Raw genomic sequence first — 22,780 nt, forward strand, 5'->3', positions numbered from 1 at the left:
AGTTCGCATGGGCGAACTTTGCAAATTCGCTGAGGGGAACTATTGTGATGCCATGGCATTTCGTTCTCCCCTCTCACAGCTGCGCACACCCCGCGCGCAGAGCCGCACCTGGCGCATCCCCCTTCTCATCACCGGCCTGGTGACCACAGCCGCACTGGCCCTGTCGGCCTGCAGCCTGGCTGACACCTCGGGTACGGATGATGACCGCCCGCTGGTGCTCACCACCTTCACCGTGCTCAAGGACATCGCCGCCAATGTCGCAGGCGAGCACCTGCGCGTAGAGTCGATCACGAAGGAAGGCGCGGAGATCCACGGCTATGAGCCCTCCCCCAGCGACATCCGGCACGCCGAGGAAGCCGATCTCGTCATGGAGAACGGCATGGGCCTGGAGAAGTGGTTCGAGCAGTTCATCGACGTCGCCGGCACGAAGCACGTCGTGCTCACCGACGGCGTCGAACCGATCGACATCACCGAGGACGCCTACGCCGGCAAGCCGAACCCGCACGCCTGGATGTCGCCTGCCAACACCGCGATCTACGTCAAGAACATGGTGAAGGCCTTCTCCGAGCTCGACCCCGACCACGCTGCGGACTTCGAGGCCAACGCCGAGGACTACACCGCCAAGCTCACCGAGGTCGAGACGAAGCTGACCGACACGCTTGAGACCCTGCCGGAGAACCAGCGCGCGCTCGTCACCTGCGAAGGGGCGTTCTCCTACCTCGCCCGCGATGCCGGACTGACTGAGAAGTACATCTGGCCGGTCAACGCCGAGCACGAAGCCACCCCGCAGCAGGTCGCCTCGACCATCGAGTTCGTGCGCGAAAATGACGTCCCGGCCGTGTTCTGCGAATCAACCGTCAACGACAAGGCGATGCAGCAGGTCGTCGACGCCACCAACGCGAGCTTCGGCGGCACCCTCTACGTCGACTCGCTCACCACCGCAGATGGCCCCGTGCCGACCTACCTCGATCTCATCACCCACGATGCCGAGACCATCGCCGATGCCCTGACTGGGACCCAAGGTACATGACGGCCACCACAGCCCTACTAGCGTCGTTCATCCGACTGCGCTTGACTGGACACCGATGAACTCTTCCCGGCACACCCGCCAGCCTGCGGCACACCAACCCGGACCCGGTGCGTCCACCGCCCTGGAGGTCCGGAACGTCACGGTGCGCTATGGCTCAGTGCTGGCTCTCGACGAGGCGAGCGCCGTCATCGGACGCGGCCGCATCTGCGGTCTGGTCGGCATGAACGGCGCCGGTAAGTCCACCCTGTTCAAGTCGATCGTCGGCAGCCTCAAACCGCAGGCGGGTTCCGTGCGCATCGCCGGCCTGCCGCCTGCCAAGGCCCGGCGGGCCAGGCTCATCGGGTACGTGCCGCAGGCCGAGATCGTCGACTGGGACTTCCCGATCACCGTGCGCGAGGTAGTGGGCTCCGGCCGCTACGGGCGCACCGGGATCACCCGCCGACTCACGCGGGCCGACCAGGACGCCGTCGAGGCCGCACTGGCCCGCGTCGAGCTCACAGAGCTGGCCGGCCGGCAGATCGGCCAGCTCTCCGGCGGGCAGCGCAAGCGCGCCTTCGTCGCCCGGGGCCTGGCGCAGGAGGCCTCGGTGCTGCTGCTCGATGAGCCCTTCGCCGGCGTCGACAAGCGCTCTGAGCAGATGATCTCGACGGTGCTGCGCGAGGCCGCCGATGCCGGGACGACGATCGTCGTGTCCACCCACGATCTGCACGCGCTGCCGGATCTGGCCGATGAGGCGATCCTGCTCATGCGGCGCGTGCTGCTGCACGACTCGCCTGCCGAGGTGCTGCGTCCGCAGAACCTGGCGCTGGCCTTCGGACTCGATCCGCTCGGCCGGCCGACCGACACCCGGCGGGCCGACGAGACCCCGGCTGCCGACGGGGCCCCGACTGACAGCGCGGCCCCGACTGACAGCGCGGCCCCGACTCCCCGTGACGCTGCGGCCCGCGATGAGAACTGGGACGGTGAACGGCATTGAACATCATCCACCTGCTCGCCGACCCGCTGTCCTATGAGTTCATGACCCGCGCGCTCATCGCCGCGGTCATGGTCTCGATCGTCTGCGCGCTGCTGTCGTGCTGGCTGGTGCTCATCGGCTGGTCGCTCATGGGCGACGCGGTCTCCCATGCGGTGCTGCCCGGGGTTGTGCTCGCCTATGTCCTCGACCTGCCGTTCGCCATCGGCGCGCTCGTGTTCGGGTTCCTGGCCGTCATCCTCATCGGGGCGGTGCGCGACACGTCCCGGGTCAAGGAGGATGCCGCGATCGGCATCGTGTTCACCACGCTGTTCGCCTTCGGCATCGTGCTCGTGTCCGTCACCCCTTCGGATACGGACCTCATGCACATCATCTTCGGCAACATCCTCGGCGTCTCCCGGCAGGACCTCACCCAGATCCTCATCCTCACGATCGCCGTGCTGCTCGTCGTGCTCCTCAAGCGCCGCGACTTCACCCTCTACGCCTTCGACCCGACGCACGCGCATGCGATCGGCATGAGCCCGCGTCTCATCGGCGCGGTCATGCTCGCCCTGCTCGCGGTCACCGCGGTGGCGACGCTGCAGATCGTCGGCGTCGTCCTCGTCGTCGCAATGCTCATCATCCCCGGTGCCTCGGCCTACCTGCTGACGAACCGGATGAGCATGATGCTCATCATCGCCCCGGCGATCTCGGTCGGCTGTTCGCTCATCGGCCTGTACACCAGCTATTACGCCGACACCGCGTCGGGCGGCATGATCGTGCTGGCGCAGGGGCTCGCCTTCACGTTCATCTACCTCTTCAGCCCCCGCCAGGGGGTCATCGCCCGGCAGCTCAAGCGCCGGCAGCCGCGCTCAGCGCTGTGAGGCCCACATCGCAGCAGCCGCCTCGGCTCCGAGGGTGAGTGCGGGCTGACCTTCGCGTTCGAGGACGAGCGTGCCGGAGTATGGCGCGCCTGCGGCCAGTGTGACATCGGTGCCGACCTCGATGCCGCGTTCGGCGAGGAACTGCAGCAGCTCCGGATCGGCGTCTGAGATCCGCTCGAGCCGGTAGTCGGATCCGGGTTCGCAGTCGGTGAGCTGCCGAGCCCGTGGTGTGGCGACCTGACCGTCAGCGGCTGGGATCGGGTCGCCGTGCGGGTCGCGGCCGGGGTTCCCCAGATGGGCGGCGATCCGGTCGACGAGCTTGTCGGAAACGGCGTGTTCGAGCACCTCGGCTTCGTCATGCACTTCGTCCCAGCCGTAGCCGAGCACCTGGACGAGGAAGGTCTCGATGAGCCGGTGGCGGCGCACCATCTGCACCGCATGCGCCCGCCCCTCCTCGGTCAGCGACACCGCGCCGTAGCGGGTGTGGGTCACCAGTCCCTGCTTGCCGAGTCGCTTGATCGCATCGGAGACCGTCGACATGCGCAGGCCGGCCTTCTCGGCGATGACACTGGGCTGAACCGGCTCGCGCTCAGGATCCCATTCCTGGATGCTCCAGATGATCTTGAGGTAGTTCTGCGCACTGGCTGTCAGCTCGGATACCGACGGTGCGCGCTCCCCTGCCGGGGCAGGCCCATCCACCGGTGCCGCCTGCGGCTTCTCGGCAGCAGCCACTGTCACTTCACCGTGTAGTTCGGTGCCTCGACCGTCATCTGGATGTCGTGCGGATGGCTCTCCTTGAGTCCGGCTGCGGTGAGGCGGACGAACTGGCCCTTCTCCTTGAGCTCAGGGATCGTACGCGCGCCGACGTAGAACATCGTCTGCCGCAGCCCGCCGGTGAGCTGATAGGCGACCTGCTTGAGCTCACCGCGGTAGGCGACCCGGCCCTCGACGCCCTCGGGGATGAGGTCGGTGTCGGTCGACACATCGGCCTGGAAGTAGCGGTCCTTGGAGTACGAGGCGCCCTTGCGCGGGGCCATCGCACCGAGCGAACCCATGCCCCGGTAGGCCTTGTACTGCTTGCCATTGACGAAGATGAGTTCACCGGGGCTCTCATTGCAGCCGGCGAGCAGGGAGCCGACCATGACGGAGTCGGCACCGGCGACAAGCGCCTTGCCGATGTCGCCGGAGTACTGCAGTCCGCCGTCGCCGATCACCGGCACGCCGGCTTCACGGGCGGCCTGGTGGGCCAGGTGGATGGCGGTCACCTGCGGCACGCCCACACCAGCGACGACCCGGGTGGTGCAGATCGAACCAGGGCCCACACCGACCTTGATGGCATCGGCTCCGGCGTCGATGAGCGCCTGCGCCCCGTGCCGGGTGGCGACATTGCCGCCGATGATCTGGACGCTAGCGAACTTCGGGTCCTTCTTCAGGGCGCGGATCATCTCGGTGACTCCGCGGGCGTGGCCGTTGGCGGTGTCGACGACGAGCACATCAACGCCGGCTTCGGCCAGCAGTCCGGCGCGATCGTATGCGTCGCCGTAGAAGCCGACGGCAGCACCGACGCGCAGCCGGCCCTCATCGTCCTTCGTCGCCAGCGGGTACTCCTCGCTCTTGACGAAGTCCTTGACGGTGATGAGACCGCGGATGACGTTGGCATCGTCGACCAGCGGCAGCTTCTCGATCTTGTTCTCGGCCAGCAGTTCGAAGGCCCGTTCGGCTGACACACCGACCGGCGCGGTGATGAGCGGAGCGCGGGTCATGATCTCACCGACGGTGGTGGTGTCGAAGTCCTTGCGGGAGACGAAGCGCAGGTCGCGGTTGGTGATGATGCCGACCAGCACATTGTTCTCGTCGACGACCGGCAGCCCGGAGATCCGGTACTGGCCGCACAGCTGATCGAGTTCGGTCAGGCTGCGGTCGGCGGTGATCGTCAGCGGGTTGTTGATCATGCCCGATTCGCTGCGCTTGACGTAGTCGGCCTGCTCGGCCTGGTCTTCTTTGCTCAGGTTGCGGTGCAGGATGCCGATGCCGCCGATGCGGGCCATGGCGATCGCCATGCGGGATTCGGTGACGGTGTCCATCGCCGCTGAGACCAGCGGGACGTTGATGTCGATCTCACGCGTCAGCCGCGTCGTCGTCGAGGCCTCGGACGGGATGACGTCGGTGTCCCCGGGCAGCAGCAGCACATCGTCGTAGGTCAGTCCGGTCAACGCGAAAGGATCCTCCGCTGCTTTGAAGTGCTGCTCGATGTTCACCTGTGTCTACCTCCCGAGGCGGAATACGGCGTGGGGTCGCTGGCTCAATCGTAGTCCGTCGCAGCGGCCCGGCACCACACCCAGGACAAGGCCCGCCTGCAGCTCCGGCTGTGAGTCTGCCCACGCCTCAGGCGCGGTCTACACTTGAGCCCATGAGCGATCACGATGATGTGTCTGTTCCCCACGCCTTCGCCGCGACCCCGCAGCTGGCCGGCACACGGGTGCTGCTGCGCCGGGTCGAGGTCTCCGACGCCGAGGTGCTGGCCGCCGCTGCCGGTGATCTCCCGTCCTCGTGGGTGACGAGTGTGCCCGCGCCCGAGGCGATGGCTGATGAGATCGTGCGCCGGCAGGGCCTGCAGGCAGCTGGGTCCATGGCGCCGTTCACGGTCATAGCCGACGGCCGGCCGGTGGGCATGACGACGTTCATGAACATCGATGCGGCCAACCGGCGGGTCGAGATCGGTTCGACGTGGCTGTCTCCTGCCGTGCAGGGCACTGGGGTGAATGCGGAGGCGAAGCTGCTGCTGCTCACCCGGGCGTTCGAGGTTCTTGACTGCATTGCGGTGGAGTTCCGCACGCATTTCCACAACTTCCAGTCCCGGGCGGCGATCGAACGCCTCGGCGCGAAGCCCGATGGGGTGCTGCGCTCCCACCAGCTGCTCGACGGGGTGCTGCGCGACACCGCTGTCTATTCGATCATCGCCTGCGAGTGGCTCACGGTGAAGCGGGGACTGGAGCACCGGCTGGCGGGCCGCTGAGGTCCGCGTCGCGTTCGGCGATCCGCCGGTAGGTCGCGACGGTGAGCACGCCGATGAGGCTGTCGAGGATGAGGAGAACCGGGATTGCGATTCCGGTGATGATGAAGATGAGGCCCGACTGGCTGGCGGGCAGCTCCTTGAGGAAGAAGATGAGCCCGGCCATAGTGCCGAGACCGATGAGGAACAGCGGCAGCCCGAGTGCCATCGCCAGCGCCTCACGGCTCTTGAGCAGGTGCGGGATGACGATGGTGGCCCCGAGCGAGGCAAGGCTTGCCGTCCAGCACAGCAGGAAGACTGCGGCGTGACGCTTGGCAGTCGGCTGCCAGTCGTCGACGAACCGGTCGGAGACGGGGAAGTCGGTGAACAGCGGCCAGAAGGCTGACGCTGCGGTCAGGGCTGCGGCGATGATGACGGTGACGGCGATGAGGTAGCTGATGTGCCCGCGCCTGCCGGGTGCGATGTCGAGGGTGCTGCCCGGGGTACCGGCGCCTGATGCCAGGTTCCGGTGGCTGCTGCACCGGTTGTTGTACTGGTTGCTGGCGATGGGGCTGCTGCGCCGGTGGCTCCTGGCGATACGGCCGTTGCGTCTGGAAGGCCCCGCCGCGGTCGATGCCGGGATAGCCCGGAGGCGGCGGGGGCACCTGGGGCTGGGCTGCAGGAGGTGCCGGTGGCTGCCGGTCGGCGTGCTCAGACGGGTGGCTCATTGACGATGGCCTCCTGCAAAGGGGCCGCCGACAGGGCCGGTGGGCTCCTGCGGCTTCCTGCGCAGGCTTGTGATCGGCATGAGGCACACGACCATGGCGACGACAACAGCGAGGACGATCCCGACAGGGACGATGATGTCCACCGTCTCGTAGGCCGGCACATCCTTGAAGAACATGACGATGACGACTGCGAGGACCAGGCTGCCGAGCACCCAGCCGCCGCCGAAGATGAAGGCGATGATCGGGTTGACCGCCATCATGCGCACCATGAAGACAGCCCCACCGGCAACCGAGAGCGTCACGGCCCAGCAGCACAGGAACACCACGAGCAGGTGTGCCGCATCCGCTTCCCAGCTGTCGATGAAGAGTCCCGATGGGACGAAGTCAGCCACGTACGGCCACACCAGGGTCGAGACTGTCAGCAGCCCGGCGTGCACGGCAGAGGTCGCGAAGACGAACACCGTCACCGGCAGCCACTTCTGGGAGACGGTGGAGATGACCATGTTGTAGTCCATGAGCGGGAACATCCAGGACAGGACGACGAGGACGATCAGGCCCATGAGTCCCGTGTCCTCGGCCGGGATGACCTTTTCCGTATTGGTCGACAGCATCTCCGCGCCGGCCAGCCAGACGATGACGACCCCTCCCACGCTTAGCCCGAGGCTGACGAGCACGCCGCGACCGAAGCGCGACAGCCACCTGATCGGCTTCTCGTCGGAGAAGACCTCCTCCCGCTGCCGGTCGAGTTCGCTGAGGTCATAGCGGCCATCAACCCGCGGCACACCGGGGGCGTACATGTACGGCTCCCCGCCCTGCGGGTGCGGCACACGCTGCCCTGGCTGCGACGGCCGTGGCGCCCACTGCCCGGGCGGGCGCGGAGGCTGCGGGGGCACCGTCGGGTACGGCGGCTGGTTGGGATCGGTCATGGTGCCACTGTAATAGCGCCTCGGTGCACCTCAGGTTGCGCTGCTGTGGCAGCCCTGTGACATCCTCATCCGCCCAGCTGCGCCCACGCGGCAGCAGAACCGAGCTGCAGGTTGGTGGTGAAGGTCCGCTCCTGTCCGGTCAGCGGATCGGTGAAGACGAGTGTGGATGCCAGCAGCTGCAGGGGCGAGGAGAAGTCGTACGGGTCCGGGTTGCGATCGACCGGGTAGACCGGGTCGCCGAGGATCGGCAGGCCGATCGCGTGCATATGCACGCGCAGCTGATGGGTTTTGCCGGTCACCGGCTGCAGCTCGAACTCCCCGATCCGCACACGCTCCTCCCCCGTGCCCGAGGCGGTGCGCGCCTGGCGGGTGCCTGTCACCTCGTGCACGGCTGCCAGCCGGATCCGGGTGTGGGTGTTGGGCTCGCCGTCGACTTCGCGGACCTGCCGGTCACCGGCCGTCTTCTCCAGCCGGGTGCGGCGCTCACCGGGCAGCGTGCCGGGATCGAAGCCCGGCGGCAGGACTGCCAGTGCCCGGTAGGTCTTCGTCACCGTCCGGTCCTGGAACAGCCGCTGATAGCGTCCGCGGGTCTCCGGCCGGCGCGAGAGCACCAGCAGTCCCGCGGTCACCCGGTCGAGGCGGTGGATGGCGACGAGATCGGGTTCGCTGCGGTTGACGCGCAGCCGGGTGACAGCGCATTCGCGCACGAACCGGCCGTTGGGGGTGCTGGCGAGGAAGTGGGGCTTGTCGATGACGAGCAGGTCCTCGTCTTCTGCCACGATGCCGATCTCGAACGGCACGCGCCGCTCGGGCGGCACCGGGCGGTGGAACCAGTAGAACGCTCCGGGGATGACCGGGTCCTCCAGCCGGGCCGGCCCGGCCTCGGCCGTGCACAGGCGGCCCTCGGTGACCAGCGCAGCCCGCGCCTCGGGGGTGGAGTCCGGGACAAGAGCGGCGAGCATCTCGCCGACGCTGGCCGGCACCGGGGCGTCGGCCAGGGCGTGGGTCTCATGCCCGCCGGGGGCGCGCAGGCGCGTGGCGGTGATCCCCTCGCGTGGGGGCAGTGGGCTGCGGGGCATACGCCCAGCCTACGGGTTCAGCAGTTCTCCCCGGTTGCCCGCAGGTACAGGTGGGTCATCTGGTCGGCGAAGGCGCGGCGTTCGGCCGTGCTGAAGCGGGAGCCGAAGTAGGTGTAGAGGGTGCCGACCGAACAGCCGGCCAGCAGGGCCACGCGCTTCATCGAGACGTCGATGATGCCGTTGGCTGAGATCTCGTGACGCGCGGCCTCGAGGATCTCACGGCGACGCAGCACTGCCCGGTCGCGGGCTTGGATCGTGCGACGGGTGGTCATCGTATGCTCCTCTGCCAGCGCGCAGCGCTGCGCGAAGCGTGAGATCCGGTCGCGCTTGAACGGCAGTGTCACCGTTCGATGTGATCTAGATCACATTAACGGCTTGTCGTATCGCAACTGTTAAACACACCGGCATCGCGAGAGAATCTCACACTTCAGCAGGGATTCCATTCGGCTGGACACGCAGTATCAACTTCCGGGAATCAACCGTTCGGATGATGGCAGGATCAGCCGCCGGCCCGATGTGCACCGCTGCCTGGCGGGCGACGATGGAGGCATGCTGACACCTGCGATCATCTTCATCACCCTGGCTCTGGTCTTCTACACCATCGGCGTATGGGCCGAGCACCTGCGCAAGAGCCTGACATGGACCCATGTCGTGTTCTTCGGACTCGGGCTCGTCTGCGATGCCACGGGCACCGAGTTCATGCGCCGCATCGCCGCCTCCGGCGAATCGGACCTGTTCACCGGCACGGCAGCCGGGATCCTCGGCACGACGATGGCGATCACCGGCGCGCTGGCCCTGCTGCTCATGGCTATCCACTTCGTGTGGGCGCTCATCGTCATGATCCGCGGCACTGAGGAGGCCAAGCAGACCTTCCACCGCTTCTCGCTCATCGTGTGGATCATCTGGCTGGTGCCCTACTTCACCGGCATGGCCGCCTCGATGCTCGGTTGAGACCGCCGCCTGTCACGCTCGCTCCACCAGCAGATCGACGGCCACTCCCTCTGGCAGCGCACCGTACTCTCTGCCTCGGTCACGGCCGAGCCGCGCCGTGACGAACGCGGCAGCTACCTCAGACGATGCATAGGCTCTGAGGACCGCCGACTGGTAAAGCAATGCCATCTGCTCGACAAGAACTCGGCCACTCGCCTGCAGCCTAGCGACTGCCTCGCGCGACCCGTCGACCGAAAGCACCTCTTGAGCCTCGGTCAGCCTGCGGGCCAATCGCTCGTACGCATGGTCGTAGGCCCCGTCCGATCCGAGTCCCGTCTCGAGGAATGCAAGGAATGCCTTTGCCGCGTGCGGCTCGCGGGCCAGCGCACGCAGCACATCGAGAACAATGACGTTGCCGGAGCCCTCCCAGACCGCCAGGACGGGCTGTTCGCGATACCGCCGAGCCAAAGGGAAATCCTCCGTGTACCCGTTGCCTCCGAGACACTCAAGGGACTCATATGCGTGCTCGGGCCCACGCTTGCAGACCCAGTACTTTGCTACCGCCGTTGTCAGCCTTCGTAGTGCGGCCGCCTCGGCAGTCTCAGAGTTGCCCTGGGGCCTTTCGTAAAGGCTGGCAAGGTGCAGCGCGCTCCATGTTGCGGCTTCAGCTTCGAGCTGGAGATCTGCAATCACTGATCGCATGAGCGGCTGATCCACAAGTCGCGCTCCGAAAGCGCTTCGATGCCGTGTATGCCATGCGGCTTCCGCTACGCCCTGTCGCATTCCCGCAGCGGAACCGATGACGCAGTCGAAACGCGTCCGCGAAACCATCTCGATGATGGAGCGGACGCCACGACCGGGTTCTCCCAGCAGCCAGCCCACCGTCTCATCCATCTCGATTTCCGACGAAGCGTTCGACCTGTTGCCCAATTTGTTCTTCAGTCGCTGGATGCGGAATACGTTGAGCTCTCCGCCGGGAAGCACTCGCGGAACCACGAAGCAGCTGACCCCTTCAGGCAGCTGCGCAAGCACGAGGAAAGCGTCCGACTGCGGTGCCGAACAGAACCATTTGTGCCCGGTCAGCCTATAGGTCCCATCCTGCGCTGCCACCGCCTGTGTGGTGTTGGCGCGGACGTCGGAGCCACCCTGCTTCTCTGTCATCGCCATGCCGAAAGTGACAGCGTTCTTCTCTGCCGGGTCTATGCGTCGTGGATCGTATCCGGCGTGGGTCGCGCGCGGGATCCAGAACTCAGCCAGTTCGCTGTTGAACTGGAGCGAGGCAACCGCGGCATGCGTCATCGAGACAGGGCACCCGTGGCCGGGCTCAATCTGGCTGAAAAGGAATGAACGTGCTGCGCGTTCCACCTCGGCCCCTTCATCTGCGCGGTTCCACGCCAGCGAGTGGGTTGACCGTTCGAGTGAGGCCGCAATCACGCGATGGTAGGCAGGATGGAATTCGACGTCGTCAATTCGATTGCCCCACCGATCATGAGTGTGGAGAACCGGTGTGTAGATGTTGGCCAGTTCTGCGTCGCGCTGATAGTCACTACTTCCGATCAGCTCTCCGATTTCCTCTAACGTCGAGGTATCTGCCGAGGGGGCGAACGCCGACACGGAGTCGACTAGCGCAGCGTTCGACGAGTATTCGTCAATGTCGGTTCGCTGCGGAGCCTGATTGAACACCGCGTGAGTTTGGTGTCCACCCGCAGCAGGGTGGCGATGATCCGTAGTCACATTGTCTCCTCATTGAGTTCTAAGATTCTTCGGCCAGCTGCGGTCAACAGGCCGATCAGACGCCCCTGCTCTCTTGCCGAGACTGGTTCAGATGACAGTAGGGGCTCGGTCAGCACCTCCGTCACCATCCCGACAATCATGCGACCGAGCACGTGAGGGTCTTGGCTCAGCCCAATCCCAGCAGACAATCGCTCGATCCCTGCAGCGCAGACGGCGGCATAATCAGCGCGAAACGCCAGACGCTCGGTGTACACCACGTGCGGAACGTCATCGAAGAGCAGGGCGCGCGCAAGCATCTGGTTGGCGAATGCTCGGGCACAGAAGGTACCCACGTACTGATCGACAAGTTCGGCGAGTGTTTCGGCTTCAGCAGTAGCTGCAACGATCGCGTCCAGCTCATGACCTGACGTGTGGGCGAAGGTCCGACGCAGCAATTCATCGCGGTTGGAGAAGTAGCGGTAGATCAGACCGGTTGAACAGCCAACTTCAGCAGCGACGGCTTTGATCGTCGCGGAGTGGAAGCCTGAGCGACCCACAACTTTCCGCGTCCCTTCCGCAATCGATCGCTCGCGTTCCGCAATGCGCCTGCGCTCACGGGCGGTCTTTCGATACATCGACTCCCTTTCGCCGGCAGACCTTCCCTGAAAAATTGAACCATGGTTCAATAGGTGTCAGTGTGGCACACGTCGCATCAAAAGAACAGGAGGAGCAATGAAGCTCACCACGATGCTGGAAGGCTCGGTCGAACGATTCCCCGAGGCTGAAGCCCTTGTCGCCGGAGACATTCGGCTGACTTTCGCTCAATTCCAAGAGCAGAGTCTGCGCGCGGCAGCCTACCTGCGAAAGCGCGGCGTGGGGCCGGGAAGCCGCGTCGGAATCATGGCTTACAACGTGCCCGGTTTTGCGATCGGAGCATTTGGTGTGTGGTATCTCGGCGCCACGCTCGTGCCGCTCAATCACAAGATGCAGGCTCCCGAGGTCGAGTACACCGTCAACCATGCGGAACTGGATCTCGGAATCGTCAGTCCTGAACTTCTCGAAACCGCTATGGCGGGCGCACCGGATACGAAATGGATCACGACCGACCCGGCTACCGGCGAACTGGATGAAGCCATTGCCCAACATGAGCCGTTGCGACCTGACCAATTGCCTGAATTGCACGACGAGGATGTCGCCCAAATCCTCTACACATCAGGGACGACCAGCGCTCCGCGAGGCTGCGTGCACTCCCACCGTTCAATCGCCCAGGCGGCTCTGCTCATCGCCTTGAACCTCGGGTTTGATTCTGACGATCGGTATCTCATCGCCATGCCGCTCTGGCACTCCGCTCCTCTCAATATCTGCTTCATGCCGATGATCGCCGTCGGTGGAACCACGGTGCTGCACCGTGAGTACCACCCAGTCGAGACGATGAAGCTCATTCAGAGCGAAAGAACGACAACGTTCTTTGGACCTCCTATCGCCTACCTTGCGCCGATGATGGCAGCAAAACAGCTGGAACAGGACTTCTCAAGTGCTTATGACTTCAGCTCGATGAGACGGTGGCTCTACGGAGGCGCACCGACTGATGCGGGAACGCTTCGACGGCTTATCAGCGGGTACGAATCAGAAAATTTCTACAACGTCTTCGGCATGAGCGAAATGGGACCAACCGGGTGCTTCCTCAGACCCGAAGATCAGTTGCGAAAAGCTGGGTCTATCGGCCGGGCTGCCATGATCGGCAATCGAATGCGCGTCGTCGACGCCGATGGTCGAGATGCTGGGCCGGGGCAGACAGGCGAAGTGTGGTTCGCCGGGGATACCCGCATGAGAGAGTACCTCAACGACCCTCAAGCCACAGCAGCCGTATTCGAAGGCGACTGGTACCGAACTGGCGATGTTGCCAGGATCGATGAAGACGGATTTCTCTACATCGTCGACCGGCTGAAAGACGTCATCATCGTCGGTGGTGAAAACGTCTACTCGCTCGAAGTTGAGGAAGCGATCAGCTCTCATCCACGCGTTGCTGACGTTGCGGTCGTCGGTCGTCCCGACCCAGATTGGGGCGAGCAGATCGTGGCGTTCGTAACGACCTCCGACGGGGAGGAACTCGGCACCGAGGACTTGCGTGACCACCTTGCAGGCAGTCTTGCTCGCTACAAGATTCCACGCGAAGTTGTCATCGCCGAAGCTCTGCCCCGCAACCCATCAGGAAAGCTCCTCAAGCATGTCCTGCGCAGCCAGGTGTCCGAAGACCCTGGGGCTAAGGACCAGGTGACGGACACAACCGATTGATTGCCTGATGACAGCACTGCGCCCCTGGGAGGTTCTCCCAGGGGCGCAGTGTCAGTGCTGAGGCAGGCTCAGAGGCAGAGGGTCAGTCCTCGTCCTCGTCTTCCTGCTTCTCCACCACGAGGGTCTCGGTGGTGAGCACGAGCGCTGCGATCGAGGCTGCGTTGCGCAGCGCCGAACGGGTCACCTTGACCGGGTCGATGATGCCCTGAGCGATAAGATCGCCGTACTCGCCGGTGGCGGCGTTGAAGCCCTGACCGGCGTCGAGTTCTGCGACCTTCGAGGCGACGACGTAGCCGTCCTGGCCGGCGTTCTCGGCGATCCAGCGCAGCGGCTCGCCGATCGCGCGGCGCACGATCGTCAGGCCGGTCTGGGCGTCGCCCGAGATGCCGAGGTCGACGTTCTCCAGGGCCTTGCCGGCATGGACGAGGGCTGCGCCGCCGCCGGCGACGATGCCCTCTTCGATGGCGGCACGGGTGGCCGACACTGCGTCCTCGACGCGGTGCTTGCGCTCCTTGAGCTCCACCTCGGTCGCGGCACCGACCTTGATGACTGCCACGCCGCCGGCCAGCTTGGCCAGGCGCTCCTGCAGCTTCTCGCGGTCCCAGTCCGAATCGGTGTTCTCGACCTCGGCGCGGATCTGCGCCACCCGGTCGGACACGGCATCATCGGAACCGGCACCGTCGACGACGGTCGTCGAATCCTTGGTGACGGTGACGGTGCGGGCGTTGCCCAGATCGTCGAGCGTCACCTGGTCGAGCTTCATGCCCATATCGGCGGTGACGACGGTGCCGCCGGTGAGCACGGCGAGGTCTTCCAGGATCGCCTTGCGGCGGTCGCCGAAGCCCGGTGCCTTGACGGCAGCGACGTTGAGGATGCCGCGCAGCTTGTTGACCACGAGGGTCGAAAGAGCCTCGCCCTCGACGTCCTCAGCGACGATGAGCAGCGGCTTGGAGGCCTGCTGCACCTTCTCCAGCACCGGGAGCAGCTCCTGGATGTTGGAGATCTTGCCCTGGTTGATGAGGATGTAGGGGTCGTCGAGGACGGCTTCCTGGCGGTCTGCGTCGGTGACGAAGTACGGCGACAGGTAGCCCTTGTCGAACTGCATGCCCTCGGTGAACTCGAGCTCGACCGATGCGGCCTGGCTCTCGTCGATGGTGATGACGCCGTCCTTGCCGACCTTGTCGAAGGCCTCGGCGATCATCTCGCCGATCTCACGCGACTGCGCCGACAGCGCGGCGACGTGGGCGATCTCCTCGGAGCCGGAGACGTCGCGGGCGGTCTCCCGCAGCTTCTCCTCAACGAGTTCGACGGCCTTCTCGATGCCGAGCTTGAGCTGGCTGGGGGCGGCACCGGCAGCGACGTTGCGCAGGCCCTCGTGGACGAAGGCCTGAGCGAGCACGGTCGCAGTCGTGGTGCCGTCACCGGCGACGTCGTTGGTCTTGGTGGCGACTTCCTTGGCCAGCTGGGCGCCGAGATTCTCGTACGGATCGTCGAGTTCGACCTCGCGGGCGATCGTCACACCATCGTTGGTGATGGTCGGAGCGCCCCACTGCTTGTCGAGCACGACGTTGCGGCCGCGCGGGCCGAGGGTCACCTTGACGGTGTCGGCCAGCACGTTGACGCCGCGCTCAAGGGCCTTGCGCGCGTCGTCGTTGAACTGAAGTGTTTTAGCCATGTGTCACTTCCTTCTGTGAAGTACGAACAGTCTGCTCAGGCGCAGATGCTCAGCCGATGACGGCGAGCACGTCACGCGCCGAGAGCACGAGGTATTCCTCACCTGCGTACTTGACCTCGGTGCCGCCGTACTTGGAGTAGATGACCTTGTCACCCACGGCGACGTCGAGCGGCACGCGGGTGCCGTTGTCGGCGACGCGACCCGGGCCCACGGCGACGACTTCGCCTTCCTGCGGCTTCTCCTTGGCGGTGTCAGGGATGACGAGGCCGGATGCAGTGGTCTGCTCGGCTTCAACCTGACGGATGACGATCCGATCTTCGAGCGGCTTGATGGAGACCGACATGTGCGGACACTCTCCTTTGTCTGTAGTCCTCAACAGCGTCCTGCGGCGGGCACTGGGTGGTGCTGTGGCCTGCTCGTCGTCGCGGGTGCCGAGCGTGCCGATCCGCTTCAGGGGCTGTTAGCACTCATTGGCTTAGTGTGCTAATTCGACTCTAGAGCGCTGCTTGGCACTCGGTCAACTCGAGTGCCAATTCCGTCGTGGAACCGCAGCCAGCACGCAGGCTCAGTCGCGGGCTGCCTCTTCTTCGAGGTCTTCGAAGCTCAGCTCACCGCGGCGCACTGCCCGCAGGATACGCCACGTGCGCGCCATCCGCGGCAGCGTGATGATGAGCAGCCCGCCGAGCATGTTGAACGGGATGACGATCGCCATCCACACAAGGAAGTCCGTGACCGAGATGTCAGCTCCGGCGACCATCGCGCCGAAGATGATCATCGCGTTGAGTGCACCGTGCAGCAGACCCAGCCCGATGACGATGAGCCCGGAGATCATCGAGATGACAGCGAAGACGACGTGGTTGGCGGTGCCCTGCTGCATGCGGGTGGTGAGCGTGATGGAGGCACCGGCGAGCAGCGACAGGCAGATCATCACGAGCAGCGAGGGATTGTCGACGTAGCTGGCCGCCTTGTCGACGAGGGTGCCGTGGTAGTCCGGCAGGGCGAGCACCGTCAGCCACATGAAGGCGAAGCCGCCGGCGAGGTTGGTCACGAGTTTGACGCTCCACAGCCGCAGCAGCTGGAGCCAGGTGCCCTGTCCGGCTGCGATCGCGTGGATGGGCAGCAGGAACTCCTCGGTGAACAGCTCCGAGTGGGCCATCTTGAGGGCGAACATGCCGATGCCGAAGGCCATGCCGGCGAGGATGTCGCTGCCGGTGGCCTGCAGCACGAGGATCATCGCGAGGATGCCGAAGGAGACGTCGATGCCGCCGAACAAGCCGGTGATGATGAGCTCGACCCACGTGCGGTTGAGCCGCTTGGCGCCGGTGGAGACCGTGGCGGCGGCTTCGTGAGCAGCTCCGGTTCGATGTCGAAGTCGGAGTTGCCCAGCCGGCGGCGCTGCTCGGCTTCATCGATGTCGGTCTGCGACTTCTTCACGGATGCCCCCTTCCAGGCGTCTGGCCACCTGACCAGGGTACGGGATGACACACCTCGGGCCCGGTACGATGACCGGGCCCGAGGTGATGGCTGGCTTCAGATCAGGCGCAGGCCCACTGTCCCCATCCTGCCTTCTTCTGCAGGATCTTGGCGCGCTTGAACTGCTCCTGGGGGCTGGCATCGATCGGATTGCCGGAGCCGCCGACGGAGCGCCACGTGGCGAGCTTGAACTGGAAGAGCCCGAAGTGGGCGCGGTTGGACTGATTGATCGCCCGCGGGTTGAAGTTCGACTCGCACTTGGCGACCGAGTACCACTTGGAGCCGGGTCCGCCGAGCATCTCCTTGATCTGGGCGGTGGTCATGCTGCCGGAGTAGTTGTCCTCGGAGTTGTCGGAGTCGTTGCCTTCGGAGTTGTCCGAGCCGCCGGAGCCGCGCTCGTCCTTGCTCCGCGAGCCCTTGTCGGATTCGCGCTTCTTCTCCGGAGCCTTGGTGCCCTCGACGACGACCTCTTCGACCGGCTTCTCGATGTCTTTGGAGGAGACCTCTTCGCGGCTGACCTCATCGCCGTTGACCGTGCGGACCTTGAAGACAACCTCGCGCTTGCCGTCCTTGCCCTTCTTCTCGACCTTCTTCTCACCGCGCGGCAGCGAGGAGTCCTTCTTGACGGTGACCTTCTTCTTGATCGTCTCGGTCTCGGTCTTCTCTTCGTTGACCACGCGCATGACATTGACGACCTGACCGTCGTAGACGTTGGAGGTCAGCGGGGCAGACGTGATGTCGTCGGTGCCGAGCTCGATGCCGGCTTCGCTGATGACATCCTGGACGGTCTTCGAGGCGGCCTCGACAGGCTGAGTCTTGCCGTCGGCCATGACGTTGACGGTCTTCGCGGTGGTGACGTCGATGGTCTCGCCGTCGCTGATCTTGTCATCCAGCGAGGCGGAAACCTCAGCACCCTCGTGTTCGATGCCGAGGTCGGCCAGGGCCTGTCCGACGGTCGAGGCGTTGGTCCATTCGTCCATCGGCTTGCCGTCGACGGTGAGGTCGAGGTCCTTGGCCTTGTTCACGACGATGTTCATGTCGCGTTCGACCTGGGTGCTGCGGCTGGGCTGGACCTGGTCGCGCTCGTCGAGCGTGATGTCCTGTGCGGCGAGCACGTCGTCGACGGTCGAGCCGAAGCTGCGGACCTGCTCGGCTTCGCCGTCGACCGTGACGTTGACGGGCTTGTTCAGTGCCACGAAGGCACCGGTGCCGCCGACGAGCGCGGAGATGACGACCGACTGCGCGACGATCTGCACCTTGCGATTGCGAATAGAAGGAATCACGAAAACTACCCCAATAGACTCTCTGCAGTGAAGACCCGCGGTGGCGGGCCCCAAGTGAGTGGCTGTCCGGCCTGCTGTGTGCGGGCCCGTCTGCGCCGCTGGATCGACGGCAGGCGTGAAGACAACGAGACCCAGCGTAACCGATTCGTTACCAACATTGCAAAGCTGTGACATAGACCGCGCTGAAGCCTGACGTCGTCGCTGGTCAGCGGCCCGAATCTGCGGCTGGCGGCGGGTCACAGGCGGTGTTACACATGACGTTCGGCAAGCGGGCGGGAGTCCTGCAGCAGCCGGTTTCGCCGTAATGTGCTCCGTATGTCCGAGCCCACTCGCGCATTCCCCTCCGGTGCGGCCCCCTCCAGCTGGCTGGGCGATCCCGTCAGCCGTCATCCGCAGATCCGCATGCTGCGCAATCGGCTCAACCGGCAGCTTGTCAGCACGCTCATCTTCTCGGCAGCCGGGTTCCTCATCTTCGCCAGCGGCTGGTTCTACGCAATGCTCAGCTGGCTGCCGGATCTGGCCCCGACGGCCGAGGATGCCGCCGGCGTCCGGGAGCTCGCCGGCCTGGCTGTCGTGCCGCTGCTCGTCTGGCTCGCTGTCCACGGGCTGCTCATCCTGCTCGGTGCCGTGGGCTTTCGCGCCCGGGCGGCCCTGCAGTCGCTGCGCGGCGGGCTGGCTTACCGGGCGATGCCGGCCAGTGTGTTCCCGCGGGTGCTCATCATCCTGTATCTCATCGCCCTCGGGGTGACAGCACTGCTGGGCCTGGTGGCCGGGCTGCTGCCGATGCTGGCCGATTCCATGGTCATCACCAATACGTCCGACGAAGTCGCCGCCGAGGTGCGCCGGCAAGCGTGGACGATCGCCGGTGCCTTCATCGCGTGGCTGTGCACGTCTCTCGTGCTGCTGTTCGTCTCGCAGGTCATCAACTTCCGTGGCCTGCTCACCGCAGCCCAGATCGAGAAAGCCGTGGGCCACGCGACCCGCGGCTAGCCCAGGCTGCTCAGCCGACCGGGACGTTCAGCTCAGCGCCCAGGAACCGAAGATCCGCTCGGCGTTCTCGCCGACGGTCCCGGCGATGTGGTCCTCGTCGACGCCGCGCACTTCGGCGAGCATGCGGACGGTCAGGGCCGTCATGTACGGCCCGCCGGGCTTGCCGCGGTGCGGGTGCGGGGTGAGGAACGGCGCGTCGGTCTCGGTCAGCAGCAACCCATCGGGCACCACCGATGCCGCGTGCCGCAGGTCATCGGAGCGCTTAAAGGTGACGTTGCCAGCAAAGGACATGTAGTAGCCGCGCTCAGCACAGTAGCGGGCCATCTCGGCATCACCGGAGAAGCAGTGGAACACCGTCTTCTCCGGGGCCCCTTCTTCTTCGAGGATGCGCAGAACATCAGCGTGCGCTTCGCGGTCGTGGATCTGAAGCACCTTGTCGAGCCGCTTGGCGATCTCGATGTGGGCGCGGAAGGACTCCTGCTGGTCGGCCGCACCGTCGTCGGCGGTGCGGTAGTAGTCGAGCCCGGTCTCGCCGACCACCCGGATCCGCCCGGCACTGGCGAGCTGCTCGATCTCGGTCAGCGACTCCTCCAGCAGGCCTGCGGCTGCCAGCCGGGGCGCCTCGTTCGGGTGGATCGCCACCCCGCCGAGCATCCAGTCGCGACCGGCGGCGGCCTCGGCGGCGACAACCTCGGCAGTCCACCGGGCCGAGGCCATCTCGCAGCCGATCTGCACGATGCGCGTGATGTTGGCGGCCATCGCGGTGTCGTGGAAGAACGACAGCGGCGGGAAGGTCTCGTCTGCTTCGGGTTCGACCTCGGGGGCGGGTTCGCCGTCCTTGATCGGCCCGCGTGCGCCCACGCCGATGTCGAGGTGGCAGTGGGTGTCGACGCCGGGGGTGCTCAGCGGTGGGGGAACCTCGGGATACGTGCCTGCAGCCCGTGATGCCATTGAGCCTTACTCCTCCACCTGGAACTTGGGGAACACCGGGGCCGGCTTGGGCAGCGGCGTGCCGGCGGCCAGCGGGGTGTCGATTGCGGTGAACAGGCGGGCCGGTTCGGGCCGGCCTGTCTCCGGGTCGCCTGCGCCCTCTGCGGCTCCGCCGACGTGCACCGGGGTGATCGCCGGGGCGCCCTTATTGGCGGCATGGACGTTGCGGGCACCGGCTGCTGCGGCTGGGTCGCCTGCCGGCACACCGAGCTGGTCGAGGATCTTGCCAGTCGATTCGGGCATCACCGGCTGGATGAGCAGCGTGATGATGCGCACGACCTCCAGGGTCACCCACAGCACGGTCTCCATCCTGGCGGTGTCGGTCTTCTTCAGCTTCCAGGGCTCCTGGGCGGAGAAGTACTTGTTCGCCTCGGACAGCACCTTCCAGCAGGCGCCGACGTAGAGGTGCAGGTTCTGCACATCGACATGCCGGCGCGCCTCGGGCAGCACGCCGCGGGCCAGTGCCAGCAGCTCCTCGTCCTCGGCGGTGAGTGAGCCTGGGGTGGGCACCTGGCCGCCGCAGTTCTTGGCGACCATCGACAGGGAGCGCTGGGCGAGGTTGCCGTACTCGTTGGCCAGATCGGTGTTCTTGCGGGTGATGATCGACTCCTGTGAGTAGGAGCCGTCCTGGCCGTAGGAGATCTCGCGCAGCAGGAAGAAGCGCAGGGTGTCGAGTCCGAAGGCGTCGATGAGGTCGTAGGGGTCGACGACGTTGCCGACGGATTTCGACATCTTCTCGCCTGCGTTGAAGAGGAAGCCGTGGGCGTGGATGCGCTCGGGCAGGGTGATGCCGGCGCTCATGAGGAAGGCTGGCCAGTACACGGCGTGGAAGCGGGCGATGTCCTTGCCGATGATCTGCGCGTCCGGCGGCCACACCTGCCCGAACCGGTCGCCGGAGCTGGCTTCGCCGGGGAAGCCGGCACCGGTGAGGTAGTTCGTCAGCGCGTCGACCCACACGTACATCACGTGCTTCTCATCGCCGGGCACCGGCACACCCCAGTCGAAGGTGGTCCGGGAGATCGACAGGTCGTTCAGGCCTGAGCGGACGAAGGAGGCGATCTCGTTGCGGCGGCCCTCAGGGCCGAAGAACTCCGGGCGCTCTTCGTAGAGCTTCAGCAGCGGTTCGGCGTAGCGGGAGAGCCGGAAGAAGTAGGACTCCTCCTCCGTCCACGTCACCTCGGCACCGGAGGACACCGCCACGCGCACGCCGTCGCGCACCTCGGTCTCGTCTTCGGCGAAGTACGCTTCATCGCGCACGGAGTACCAGCCCGAGTAGGAGTCGAGGTAGATGTCGCCGGCGGCCTCCATGCGCCGCCACAGCTCCTGGCTGGCCGCGTAGTGGTCGGTGTCGGTGGTGCGGATGAACCGGTCGTACGTCGAGCCGAGCACATCCTGCAGGTGCCGGAATTCGGCGGCGTTGCGGTCGGCGAGCTCGCGGCTGGTGATGCCCTCACGCTGGGCGGTCTGCTGCATCTTCAGCCCGTGCTCATCGGTGCCGGTGAGGAAGAACACCTGCTCGCCGTCGAGTCGCTTGAACCGGGCGATGATGTCGGCGGCGACGTACTCGTAGGCGTGGCCGATGTGCGGGGTGCCGTTGGGGTAGGCGATCGCTGTGGTGAGGTAGAACGTCATAGACGCTCAGTCTAACGCTCCGCCTGCAGGTACGTTTCATACGCCTGCCGCTTGGACACCCCGTGCCGGGTGGCGACTTCTCCGGCAGCGTCCTTGACCCGCATGCCGGCGTCGACGAGCCTGCGCATCTCCTCGATGTAGTCACCGGCGTCGGCGGCTTCGGGTGAGGCCCCGGAGATGACGAGGGTGATCTCCCCGCGCACCCCGTCGCCGACTCGCGCGCGCACCTCGGCGATGGTGCCGCGGATGACCTCTTCGTAGGTCTTCGTCAGCTCCCGGCACACTGCGATCTGCCGGTCGGGTCCGCATGCGGCCTCCAGGTCGGCGAGCGCGTCGACGAGCCGGTGGGGGCTTTCGAAGCACACGAGCGTGCGCTCATCGGCGGCCAGTGCGCCCAGCTTCCTGCGCCGCTCCCCTGCCTTGCGCGGCAGGAATCCCTCGAAGGCGAACCGGTCGCTCGGCAGCCCGGACAGGGCGAGTGCGGTGATGACCGCTGACGGGCCCGAGGCGGTGGTGACGGTGACGCCGCGGGCGTAGGCGGCAGCGACGACCCGGTAGCCGGGGTCGGAGACGGCCGGCATCCCGGCATCGGTGAGGAGCACGACGTGCCTGCCGGCTGCGACCTCGTCGATGAGGGATTCGGCTTTGGCCTGCTCATTGTGATCGAACAGGCTGGTGATCTCCCGGGTGTGGCGGAGTCCGAGTCGTTCGGCCAAGCCGAGGAACCGGCGGGTGTCCTCAGCGGCGATGACATCGGCGGACTCGATCGCGGCCCGCATGTGGGCTGAGGCGTCGTCGAGGTTGCCGATCGGAGTGCCGACAAGGGTCAGCCGGCCCGCCGCCGAGGTCTCGGGTGCGGGCCGGCTGCCGGTGTCAGCTGCGCGGTGGCTGGGTTCGCTCACCGGTCAGGAGCTGCTCATCACGCCGGCGCCGATGATGAGGAAGATGAAGACGAAGTAGGCCACCCAGAACAGCACGACGAGCCCGACGATGACGTAGCCGACGATGAGACCCCAGGTGGCCAGGTTGTCGCCGGTCTCACCGGTGCGCTTGATCTGGCTCTTGGCGATGTGGCCGAGGATGGATCGCCCTGAGTTCGGTGGAGAGCTCATAGCGGTACGTCAGCCACCTCTGGCCGACTGGTTTCAGTGTAGTAGTGTTCCTCGAACTGCGCTGGAGCGAGGTCTCCGCAGTACGAATGCGGGCGA

General features: G+C 65.7%; 23 protein-coding genes. 7 read left to right on the plus strand and 16 right to left on the minus strand.

Features of this window, described 5'->3' with window-relative positions; genetic code table 11:
* The first annotated feature begins 52 nt into the window (after positions 1-52).
* Genes HLA91_RS13300 through HLA91_RS13310 form a run of 3 tightly spaced genes read left to right on the plus strand, consistent with a single transcriptional unit; the run spans position 53 to position 2,866 of the window.
* Positions 53-1,030 carry a metal ABC transporter substrate-binding protein gene (locus HLA91_RS13300; RefSeq protein ID WP_102161839.1) on the plus strand — a complete coding sequence of 326 codons (978 nt, stop codon included), beginning with the start codon at positions 53-55 and terminating at the stop codon, positions 1,028-1,030.
* Positions 1,031-1,085: 55 nt separating this feature from the next.
* Positions 1,086-2,006 (plus strand): metal ABC transporter ATP-binding protein, encoded by a 921-nt coding sequence (locus HLA91_RS13305; RefSeq protein WP_102161840.1) that lies wholly within the window; start codon positions 1,086-1,088, stop codon positions 2,004-2,006.
* Positions 2,003-2,866 carry a metal ABC transporter permease gene (locus HLA91_RS13310; protein WP_102161841.1) on the plus strand — a complete coding sequence of 288 codons (864 nt, stop codon included), beginning with the start codon at positions 2,003-2,005 and terminating at the stop codon, positions 2,864-2,866. Before HLA91_RS13305 ends, HLA91_RS13310 begins: the two co-directional genes overlap by 4 nt.
* Here the strand turns inward: HLA91_RS13310 and HLA91_RS13315 are convergent.
* Together HLA91_RS13315 and guaB are read right to left on the minus strand one after the other, a co-directional pair.
* Positions 2,855-3,598: a metal-dependent transcriptional regulator gene (locus HLA91_RS13315; RefSeq protein WP_338075958.1), complete on the minus strand. Its 744-nt coding sequence runs from the start codon at positions 3,596-3,598 to the stop codon at positions 2,855-2,857. The genes HLA91_RS13310 and HLA91_RS13315 overlap by 12 nt on opposite strands.
* Before the next feature lie 2 nt (positions 3,599-3,600).
* On the minus strand, positions 3,601-5,124 hold the full coding sequence (guaB, locus tag HLA91_RS13320) for an IMP dehydrogenase (RefSeq protein ID WP_102161842.1): 1,524 nt from the start codon (positions 5,122-5,124) through the stop codon (positions 3,601-3,603).
* 152 nt (positions 5,125-5,276) lie between these two features.
* Here guaB and HLA91_RS13325 point away from each other — a divergent pair, with 152 nt between their 5' ends.
* Positions 5,277-5,882 carry a GNAT family N-acetyltransferase gene (locus tag HLA91_RS13325; RefSeq protein WP_102161843.1) on the plus strand — a complete coding sequence of 202 codons (606 nt, stop codon included), beginning with the start codon at positions 5,277-5,279 and terminating at the stop codon, positions 5,880-5,882.
* Here the strand turns inward: HLA91_RS13325 and HLA91_RS13330 are convergent.
* The 4 genes from HLA91_RS13330 to HLA91_RS13345 all read right to left on the minus strand — a co-directional run bounded on the left by HLA91_RS13330 (position 5,839) and on the right by HLA91_RS13345 (position 8,863).
* The gene (locus HLA91_RS13330) at positions 5,839-6,087 is read right to left on the minus strand and encodes a hypothetical protein (RefSeq protein WP_102161844.1); all 249 of its coding nucleotides are present in this window, start codon (positions 6,085-6,087) and stop codon (positions 5,839-5,841) included. The genes HLA91_RS13325 and HLA91_RS13330 overlap by 44 nt on opposite strands.
* Positions 6,088-6,582: 495 nt before the next feature.
* On the minus strand, positions 6,583-7,512 hold the full coding sequence (locus HLA91_RS13335) for a hypothetical protein (protein WP_146004338.1): 930 nt from the start codon (positions 7,510-7,512) through the stop codon (positions 6,583-6,585).
* A 65-nt stretch (positions 7,513-7,577) separates the two neighbouring features.
* Complete coding sequence (locus HLA91_RS13340) at positions 7,578-8,591, minus strand: pseudouridine synthase (protein WP_102161847.1); 1,014 nt, start codon at positions 8,589-8,591, stop codon at positions 7,578-7,580.
* Positions 8,592-8,608: 17 nt separating this feature from the next.
* The gene (locus tag HLA91_RS13345; RefSeq protein ID WP_146004339.1) at positions 8,609-8,863 is read right to left on the minus strand and encodes a TetR/AcrR family transcriptional regulator; all 255 of its coding nucleotides are present in this window, start codon (positions 8,861-8,863) and stop codon (positions 8,609-8,611) included.
* Positions 8,864-9,140: 277 nt separating this feature from the next.
* Between HLA91_RS13345 and HLA91_RS13350 the strand changes: the two genes are divergently transcribed.
* Positions 9,141-9,542, plus strand: coding sequence for an HsmA family protein (locus tag HLA91_RS13350; RefSeq protein ID WP_102161849.1), 402 nt, complete (start codon positions 9,141-9,143; stop codon positions 9,540-9,542).
* 12 nt (positions 9,543-9,554) lie between these two features.
* On the opposite strand, the gene HLA91_RS13355 is transcribed toward HLA91_RS13350, so the two are convergent.
* Positions 9,555-11,255: an acyl-CoA dehydrogenase family protein gene (locus tag HLA91_RS13355; RefSeq protein WP_102161850.1), complete on the minus strand. Its 1,701-nt coding sequence runs from the start codon at positions 11,253-11,255 to the stop codon at positions 9,555-9,557.
* Positions 11,252-11,869 carry a TetR family transcriptional regulator gene (locus HLA91_RS13360; RefSeq protein ID WP_102161851.1) on the minus strand — a complete coding sequence of 206 codons (618 nt, stop codon included), beginning with the start codon at positions 11,867-11,869 and terminating at the stop codon, positions 11,252-11,254. The genes HLA91_RS13355 and HLA91_RS13360 overlap by 4 nt, the downstream gene beginning before the upstream one ends.
* A 97-nt stretch (positions 11,870-11,966) precedes the next feature.
* On the opposite strand from HLA91_RS13360, the gene HLA91_RS13365 reads away from it, so the two are divergent.
* Positions 11,967-13,529 carry a class I adenylate-forming enzyme family protein gene (locus HLA91_RS13365; protein WP_170275093.1) on the plus strand — a complete coding sequence of 521 codons (1,563 nt, stop codon included), beginning with the start codon at positions 11,967-11,969 and terminating at the stop codon, positions 13,527-13,529.
* An 82-nt stretch (positions 13,530-13,611) separates the two neighbouring features.
* On the opposite strand, the gene groL is transcribed toward HLA91_RS13365, so the two are convergent.
* The 4 genes from groL to HLA91_RS13385 all read right to left on the minus strand — a co-directional run bounded on the left by groL (position 13,612) and on the right by HLA91_RS13385 (position 17,960).
* A complete protein-coding gene (gene groL, locus HLA91_RS13370) occupies positions 13,612-15,204 on the minus strand; it encodes a chaperonin GroEL (protein WP_170275094.1) in 1,593 nt (530 codons plus the stop codon).
* A 49-nt stretch (positions 15,205-15,253) separates the two neighbouring features.
* Positions 15,254-15,547: a co-chaperone GroES gene (gene groES, locus HLA91_RS13375; RefSeq protein ID WP_170275095.1), complete on the minus strand. Its 294-nt coding sequence runs from the start codon at positions 15,545-15,547 to the stop codon at positions 15,254-15,256.
* A 222-nt stretch (positions 15,548-15,769) separates the two neighbouring features.
* Positions 15,770-16,489 (minus strand): formate/nitrite transporter family protein, encoded by a 720-nt coding sequence (locus HLA91_RS13380; protein WP_338076814.1) that lies wholly within the window; start codon positions 16,487-16,489, stop codon positions 15,770-15,772.
* 250 nt (positions 16,490-16,739) lie between these two features.
* Entirely contained in the window at positions 16,740-17,960 is a 1,221-nt protein-coding gene (locus HLA91_RS13385; RefSeq protein WP_170275096.1) for a ubiquitin-like domain-containing protein, read from the minus strand.
* A gap of 315 nt (positions 17,961-18,275) precedes the next feature.
* Here HLA91_RS13385 and HLA91_RS13390 point away from each other — a divergent pair, with 315 nt between their 5' ends.
* Positions 18,276-18,950: a hypothetical protein gene (locus tag HLA91_RS13390; protein WP_170275097.1), complete on the plus strand. Its 675-nt coding sequence runs from the start codon at positions 18,276-18,278 to the stop codon at positions 18,948-18,950.
* 27 nt (positions 18,951-18,977) lie between these two features.
* On the opposite strand, the gene HLA91_RS13395 is transcribed toward HLA91_RS13390, so the two are convergent.
* The 4 genes from HLA91_RS13395 to HLA91_RS13410 are packed head-to-tail and all read right to left on the minus strand — an operon-like array spanning position 18,978 to position 22,684.
* On the minus strand, positions 18,978-19,901 hold the full coding sequence (locus HLA91_RS13395) for a TatD family hydrolase (RefSeq protein WP_170275098.1): 924 nt from the start codon (positions 19,899-19,901) through the stop codon (positions 18,978-18,980).
* Positions 19,902-19,907: 6 nt separating this feature from the next.
* Positions 19,908-21,572: a methionine--tRNA ligase gene (metG, locus tag HLA91_RS13400; protein WP_170275099.1), complete on the minus strand. Its 1,665-nt coding sequence runs from the start codon at positions 21,570-21,572 to the stop codon at positions 19,908-19,910.
* A gap of 11 nt (positions 21,573-21,583) precedes the next feature.
* The gene (gene rsmI / locus HLA91_RS13405; protein WP_204514214.1) at positions 21,584-22,474 is read right to left on the minus strand and encodes a 16S rRNA (cytidine(1402)-2'-O)-methyltransferase; all 891 of its coding nucleotides are present in this window, start codon (positions 22,472-22,474) and stop codon (positions 21,584-21,586) included.
* A gap of 3 nt (positions 22,475-22,477) precedes the next feature.
* The gene (locus HLA91_RS13410; protein ID WP_170275100.1) at positions 22,478-22,684 is read right to left on the minus strand and encodes a DUF4190 domain-containing protein; all 207 of its coding nucleotides are present in this window, start codon (positions 22,682-22,684) and stop codon (positions 22,478-22,480) included.
* Positions 22,685-22,780 lie beyond the last annotated feature (96 nt).

Source organism: Brevibacterium luteolum (assembly GCF_013004595.1).
Taxonomy (GTDB): Bacteria; Actinomycetota; Actinomycetes; order Actinomycetales; family Brevibacteriaceae; genus Brevibacterium; species Brevibacterium luteolum.

Bases quoted from the DNA above. Each gene is read 5' to 3' on its own strand.
- HLA91_RS13300 (WP_102161839.1), top strand. From the start codon at position 53: ATGGCATTTCGTTCTCCCCTCTCACAGCTGCGCACACCCCGCGCGCAG.
- HLA91_RS13305 (WP_102161840.1), top strand. From the start codon at position 1,086: ATGAACTCTTCCCGGCACACCCGCCAGCCTGCGGCACACCAACCCGGA.
- HLA91_RS13325 (WP_102161843.1), top strand. From the start codon at position 5,277: ATGAGCGATCACGATGATGTGTCTGTTCCCCACGCCTTCGCCGCGACC.
- HLA91_RS13330 (WP_102161844.1), bottom strand. From the start codon at position 6,087: ATGGCACTCGGGCTGCCGCTGTTCCTCATCGGTCTCGGCACTATGGCC.
- HLA91_RS13335 (WP_146004338.1), bottom strand. From the start codon at position 7,512: ATGACCGATCCCAACCAGCCGCCGTACCCGACGGTGCCCCCGCAGCCT.
- HLA91_RS13340 (WP_102161847.1), bottom strand. From the start codon at position 8,591: ATGCCCCGCAGCCCACTGCCCCCACGCGAGGGGATCACCGCCACGCGC.
- HLA91_RS13345 (WP_146004339.1), bottom strand. From the start codon at position 8,863: ATGACCACCCGTCGCACGATCCAAGCCCGCGACCGGGCAGTGCTGCGT.
- HLA91_RS13350 (WP_102161849.1), top strand. From the start codon at position 9,141: ATGCTGACACCTGCGATCATCTTCATCACCCTGGCTCTGGTCTTCTAC.
- HLA91_RS13360 (WP_102161851.1), bottom strand. From the start codon at position 11,869: ATGTATCGAAAGACCGCCCGTGAGCGCAGGCGCATTGCGGAACGCGAG.
- HLA91_RS13365 (WP_170275093.1), top strand. From the start codon at position 11,967: ATGAAGCTCACCACGATGCTGGAAGGCTCGGTCGAACGATTCCCCGAG.
- groL (WP_170275094.1), bottom strand. From the start codon at position 15,204: ATGGCTAAAACACTTCAGTTCAACGACGACGCGCGCAAGGCCCTTGAG.
- groES (WP_170275095.1), bottom strand. From the start codon at position 15,547: ATGTCGGTCTCCATCAAGCCGCTCGAAGATCGGATCGTCATCCGTCAG.
- HLA91_RS13390 (WP_170275097.1), top strand. From the start codon at position 18,276: ATGTCCGAGCCCACTCGCGCATTCCCCTCCGGTGCGGCCCCCTCCAGC.
- HLA91_RS13395 (WP_170275098.1), bottom strand. From the start codon at position 19,901: ATGGCATCACGGGCTGCAGGCACGTATCCCGAGGTTCCCCCACCGCTG.
- metG (WP_170275099.1), bottom strand. From the start codon at position 21,572: ATGACGTTCTACCTCACCACAGCGATCGCCTACCCCAACGGCACCCCG.
- HLA91_RS13410 (WP_170275100.1), bottom strand. From the start codon at position 22,684: ATGAGCTCTCCACCGAACTCAGGGCGATCCATCCTCGGCCACATCGCC.